This window comes from Coprococcus sp. AF51-11b1, assembly GCF_027682785.1.
Classification (GTDB): Bacteria; Bacillota; Clostridia; order Lachnospirales; family Lachnospiraceae; genus Allocoprococcus; species Allocoprococcus comes.
Window position 1 is genome coordinate 168999 of record NZ_JAQCZB010000007.1, and the last position, 6000, is coordinate 174998.

Annotated in this window: 6 protein-coding genes; all 6 read left to right on the plus strand. The window is 38.9% G+C overall.

Annotation, left to right across the window (positions count from 1 at the left end; translation table 11 throughout):
* Positions 1 to 34: 34 nt before the first annotated feature.
* Positions 35 to 880: a DUF3100 domain-containing protein gene (locus PGY05_RS08815; RefSeq protein WP_270475696.1), complete on the plus strand. Its 846-nt coding sequence runs from the start codon at positions 35 to 37 to the stop codon at positions 878 to 880.
* A gap of 1 nt (position 881) precedes the next feature.
* Positions 882 to 1373: a hypothetical protein gene (locus tag PGY05_RS08820; protein WP_270475697.1), complete on the plus strand. Its 492-nt coding sequence runs from the start codon at positions 882 to 884 to the stop codon at positions 1371 to 1373.
* A gap of 31 nt (positions 1374 to 1404) precedes the next feature.
* Positions 1405 to 2544: a M20 family metallopeptidase gene (locus tag PGY05_RS08825; protein WP_022220955.1), complete on the plus strand. Its 1140-nt coding sequence runs from the start codon at positions 1405 to 1407 to the stop codon at positions 2542 to 2544.
* Between the two features lie 174 nt (positions 2545 to 2718).
* The gene (locus PGY05_RS08830) at positions 2719 to 3891 is read left to right on the plus strand and encodes a glycosyltransferase family 4 protein (protein ID WP_270475698.1); all 1173 of its coding nucleotides are present in this window, start codon (positions 2719 to 2721) and stop codon (positions 3889 to 3891) included.
* Positions 3875 to 4480, plus strand: a complete 606-nt coding sequence (locus PGY05_RS08835) for a TVP38/TMEM64 family protein (RefSeq protein ID WP_055156427.1) — start codon at positions 3875 to 3877, stop codon at positions 4478 to 4480. The genes PGY05_RS08830 and PGY05_RS08835 overlap by 17 nt, the downstream gene beginning before the upstream one ends.
* 19 nt (positions 4481 to 4499) lie before the next feature.
* Positions 4500 to 5492 (plus strand): glycosyltransferase, encoded by a 993-nt coding sequence (locus PGY05_RS08840; protein ID WP_270475699.1) that lies wholly within the window; start codon positions 4500 to 4502, stop codon positions 5490 to 5492.
* Positions 5493 to 6000: the final 508 nt, after the last annotated feature.

The window sequence follows — 6000 nt, forward strand, 5'->3', positions numbered from 1 at the left end:
AAATAAGAATTCGGAAGAAACGGAGGAAGGAAATGTGAAAGAAAGAACAGGGACTGTAAATTGCATGATCGCAACTATTATTATTTGCATTATTGCGGAGCTGATTGGTCCACTTCAATTTAAGGTGATGGGGATTGACGTGAAGATATTGACGATGATCTGGGTTATCATCATGGGAATTCTTTTATCTCCAACATTATTAGGAAAAGTGATTCCCCCACTGAAGAAATTTATTAGTAAAGCAGAAATTAAACGGGCACCGTTTTTGTTGTCGCTTACATTATATCCGCTTGGAATTATGTTTGGTATCAATGCAGGTCCAAAGGTTGGAATTGTTTTACAGGCAGGTCCTGCTTTACTGTTTCAGGAAGCGGGAAATATGATGACGATGCTGATTGCATTACCACTTGGCTTACTCCTTGGATTAGGAAGAAGTGCTGTGGGTGGAACGTTCTCTCTTTGCAGAGATACGGCACTTGGTATTATCGGAGATAAATATGGTCTGGAATCCAGAGAAGGAATGGGAACACTTGGAACTTATATTAGCGGAAGTGTATTTGGTACTCTCTTCTATTCTTTCCTGGCACCGATTGGGTTAGCAATCGGATTTCATCCTTATGCACTTGCGATGGCATCAGGTATGGGAAGTGCATCTATGATGAATGCGGCTACTGCAGCGTTGACAAATGCAGCGGCACCTATGTATTCAGAACAAATTCTTGCATATTCTGCAACCAGTGGACTTTTAACTGCAGTAACAGGTGTGTATGTGGAAATGTTTTTGGCATTGCCATTAGCGAACTGGTATTATAATCGTGTTAATCCAGGTATTGAAAAATTAAGGGCTAAATTATTTAAAAAAGCATCTGAGGAGGCATAAGATGGAAAATACAAAACAAACTCCACAAGAAAAATCGACATTAAGTAATATTTTAGAACAAATTAAAATAGTATTGGTGATTTATGGAATTGTCATAATTATACATATGGTTTCTATTGGAAGCAAAATCCCGGATTTAGCAAAGTCGACAGTGGTAAGCTTTGTAATGGTAGTGATTGCGATTACCTTGAAAAATTTTGTGAAAAAACCTAATCTTCCAGGATTTGCGTGGGCTACACTGGTATCCTTTGTTTTGACATTGCCGATATCTCCGATTTCAGATTTTATCGTAAATGCAATGAGTGCATATAGTTTTGGACTTGTAGGACTTCCGCTACTTGCTTTTGCTGGAATTGCTGTAGGAGACCAGCTTGAGGTTTTCAAAAAACTCAGCTGGAAAATCGTAATTGTATCCTTTGTGGTTATGGCATCTACTTATTTTGGATCAGCAGCAATTTCAAATATTATCTTATCTTTAAAAGGAATGATTTAAAACCATACAGATAAAATAAGAGGTGAAGAATATGGATAATTTAGAATTAATGAAACAGGAAATCAGTAATCTTGCAAAAGAGAAAAAGGAAGAATTTGAAAAAGTAAGTGATTATATTTTTGCAAACCCTGAACTGGCATTTAAAGAATATAAATCACAGGAAGCACTTTGCAAACTGTTGGAAAGCCATGGATTTGTTGTTAAACGAGGAATTGCAGAAATGCCGACGTCTTTTGAAGCAGTTTTTGATTCTGGAAAACCAGGGAAAACAGTAGCACTTATGGGAGAATATGATTGTCTTCCAGAAATCGGACATGGTTGTGGACATAATCTGATCGGAACATCAGCAGCCGGTGCAGGAATTGTATTAAAGGAAGTTATGGAAAAGCATGAGATAGGTGGCGTGTTAAAAGTATTAGGTACTCCGGCCGAAGAAAAGGGCAGTGGCAAAGCGATTATGGTTCGCCATGGAGTATTTGAAGGAATTGATGCTGCACTTCTGATGCATCCGTGTGATGAATCTATGCCAGATGATATTTCTTTTGCAGCAATTACATTGGAATTCACCTTCAAAGGAAAACCGGCCCATGCGGCAGCTTGCCCATGGAAGGGAGCAAATGCACTGAGTGGAGTTCAGTTAATGTTCCATGCGGTTGATATGATGCGTTTACATTTTAAAGATTACAGCAGAGTACACGGAATTATTACAGAAGGCGGAGTAGCTCATAATACTATAACAGATGAAGCGAAAGCAGTATTTAATATTCGTTCACTGGAATATGATTATATGATGGAAATGGTTGATGCTATTCGTGATTGTGCGAAAGGAGCGGCAATTGCAACCAGGACAGAAGTTGAAGAAAGACAAGTGGATGAAGTTGTCAAAGATGTGCGTAATGATAAGAAACTGGTTCAGTATGTTCGTAAGAACATGGACTTTATTGGTGAAGAGTATATAGAGCGTGACCTGACTCAGGGAATCGGTTCGACTGATGTTGGAAATGTAACCCATGAAATACCGGCAATTCAGTTTTATGTGAAATTGAAAGAGCATGTAGGGACACATACAAAAGAGTTTGCAGTAGCAGCAGGCGGAGAAGAAGGAAAAAGAAATCTGCATGCTTCTGTTCAGCTCTTGGCAATGAGTGCATTGGATGTATTAAGTGAGTAAATAGAAAGTGTATCATTTTTTAGAGAGTTCTAAAAAGTGATACACTTTTTTTGAAATATTGTCTTGACTGAATATTTCGCATTTGTTTAAAAATTCTTTAGAAATGCCCTTTCCATATCTTAACAATCTCCTGTTAAACTATGCTCATAAAAAGATAACGGGAGGAATTAATAAATGAGAGTATTGATTACAACAGACTGGTACGAACCGGTTATAAACGGTGTTGTTACTTCAGTTATGAATCTTTCCAGACAGCTAAGAGAAAGAGGACATGAAGTAAAAATTCTTACATTATCAAGAACATTTCATTCTTATATAGAAGGCGATGTGGTTTATGCAGGATCAATTGGACTTGGATGCATTTATCCGCAGGCAAGATTAAAAATTCCAAAGGCAGCAGGTGACTATATGGAAATGTTGCTTGAGTGGAAACCGGATATTGTGCATTCACAGTGTGAATTTTCCACATTTTTCTTAGCGAAAAGGATCGCATCTGAACTTCACGTTCCGATTGTACATACGTACCATACAGTTTACGAGGACTATACCCATTATTTTTCACCGCAGAAAGTATGGGGAAGAAATATTGTGCAGTTGATGACAAAGAAACTTGCAAATGCGGTAGAAACCCTAATTGCACCCAGTGATAAGATCCGTAAGATATTGGAAGGATACCAGGTGTCTTGTCCGGTGGAAGTTATTCCATCTGGAATCCATCTGGAAAAATATCAGTTATGTAAAAAAGAAGACTGGCGTAAAAAAATCCGTATGCAGCTTGGTATATTACAGGATGCACTGGTGTTGGTATATGTAGGCAGAATGGCAAAGGAAAAAAACATTGAAGAGCTTCTGGAATATCAGCAAGATGCAGGAAAATCCGGGGTGATTTTAGTCCTTGTAGGGGATGGACCATATCTTCCGGAGCTGAAAAAAAAGGTTGAAGAGCTAAAGCTTGCTAAAAATGTGATTTTTACGGGAATGATCACACCGGAAGAAGTGGGACGCTATTATCAGGCAGGAGATCTCTTTGTCAGTGCTTCTACCAGCGAGACACAGGGAATGACTTATGCAGAAGCGCTTGCAGGTGGTATTCCGCTCCTTTGCAGAAGAGACGGATGTCTGGAACAAGTTGTGACAGATGGGGAAAATGGATGGCAGTATGATAAAAAAGAAGATTATCTTATGAGAATCCAAGAATGGAAGGGGATGGGTGAAAATGCAAGAGGTAGGATGCAAAACAAGGCTGCTATTTCAGCAGAAAAATTTTCTTCCGGAAATTTTGCCGAAAGAGTGGAAAAAATCTATGAACAACAAATACGAAAATACCGATATGAAAATGCAGCCTAAGAAACAGAGAAATCTGACTGGATTTTTCAATCTGCTTTCGATAGCCGGACTGGCCGGATGTGCGCTTCTTGCAATCTGGGCATATAAAAATGGCATTTTAAATTCGGTAGATTCTTTGCAGACATTTATCTGGAAATTCGGTTATACTGGAATGCTCGTTTTTATTCTGATCCAGGTTGTGCAGGTTATTATTCCAATCCTACCGGGTGGAGTCAGTTGCCTGGGTGGTGTGATCTTTTTTGGGCCGTGGCTAGGATTTCTTTATAATTATATTGGTATCTGTATAGGATCAATTGCAGTGTTTGGAATTTCAAAGACAATAGGAAGGCCGGTTTTATACAAAATGTTTTCTGAAAAAATGATAGAAAAATATGATGGATGGACCCAGAAGGACGGTAAGTTTTTGAAATTATTTGCGCTGGCAATCTTTTTCCCGGTGGCACCGGATGATTTCTTGTGCTATCTTGCGGGAACAACAAAAATGACGTGGAAACAGTTTACAGCAGTTATTGTACTTGGAAAACCATTTTCTATTGCACTTTACAGTCTGGGGCTTACGACAGCATTTAAGATGTTATTTTCATTATAAAAGGAATAGGGTAAAGATTATGAAAACATATATATACAGAGGTGGGTTTCCGATTGTAGAAAAAAGTGGTGTCGGAAAAGCAATCGAGCATCAGGAGAAAATGCTGAATGCAGTAGAGGCACCGCGTGCAGCCAGGTGGAAAGAAGCAACCGTGGTTCATATGAATACAGTTTTTCCGGATTCGGTGATTGCGGCCTTTATAGCAAAAATGCAGAAGAAAAAAGTGATTTATTATGGGCATTCTACAATGGAAGATTTTAAAAATTCCTTTATTGGTTCTAATCTTGCAGCGCCGATTTTTAAAAAATGGATCTGCTTTTGTTATAATTTGGGGGATGTTGTTGTGACGCCAACCGAGTATTCCAGAAAATTGTTGGAAGGGTATGGATTGAAACGAAAAATTTATTCGATTACTAATGGTGTGGATACAGAATTTTTCAAACCTGATCCAGAGGGGAGAATACGCTTCCGCGCAAAATATCAGCTAACGGAAGAGCAGAAGGTTGTGATATCTGTGGGACATTTGATTGGAAGAAAAGGAATTCTGGATTTTCTTGAACTGGCTAGAATGATGCCGAAAGTACAGTTTATCTGGTTTGGAGGCGGTAATGAAAGCCTGGTGACAGCAGAAATCAAAGAGGCGATATCAAAGAAACCGGATAATGTATTGTTTGCAGGATTCGTAAAGTCTGATGAACTGCGTGATGCATATTGTGGGGCAGACGTATTTTCGTTTATGAGTTATGAGGAAACGGAAGGAATCGTTGTTTTAGAAGCTCTTGCCTGTGAAATTCCGACAATAGTAAGAAACATTCCTGTGTATGAAGGATGGCTTGAAGATGAAAAACAGGTATATAAAGCAGAGACAATAAAAGAGTTTCAGGAAAAGATAACTGCGATTTTCAGTCGGGATGTTCGTTTGATGAAAAAAGAAGAACGGAAAATTGCTTGTAATAAAAGTCTTGGAAAAGTTGGAGAACGATTGTTGAGGCTATATTTTGAAATAGAATAAGGGGGCGTTCAGCCGCGCCATTCGCAAAAGCGTGCCTGCGGCACTTGTCGCTGCTGCGCAGCTATTTTGCTCATAGAGTGGCGCTCATCTCATCCGTATAATCAGCCGTCTTTTCATGCAAGCATGAAATCCGTCTGACTATACGGATGGCTGAACTGATGTCAGAATATTCTGAATTGCGCAAAATATAAAAACAACATTGACAATTCAGGAAAGGCGTGGTAAGATAACATTCGTTCGCTGGTCGAGACAGAGACTAAGGAGTGGCATGCAGAGGCAGAGCGGATGAAAAATAAAAAAGCTGTTGACAAGCCTTGATGAATATGCTATTCTAAATAAGCTGTCGCGTGAGGAACTGCTTCACAACAGCAAAAAAGAAATAAAAAAGTTGTTGACAAACATGAAACGCTTTGATATAATATAAAAGCTGTCGCATGAAACGGCAACAACAAAAAAGAACATTGATAACTGAACAATAGACAACAAACCCTGAAAATTCTTTAAAGAG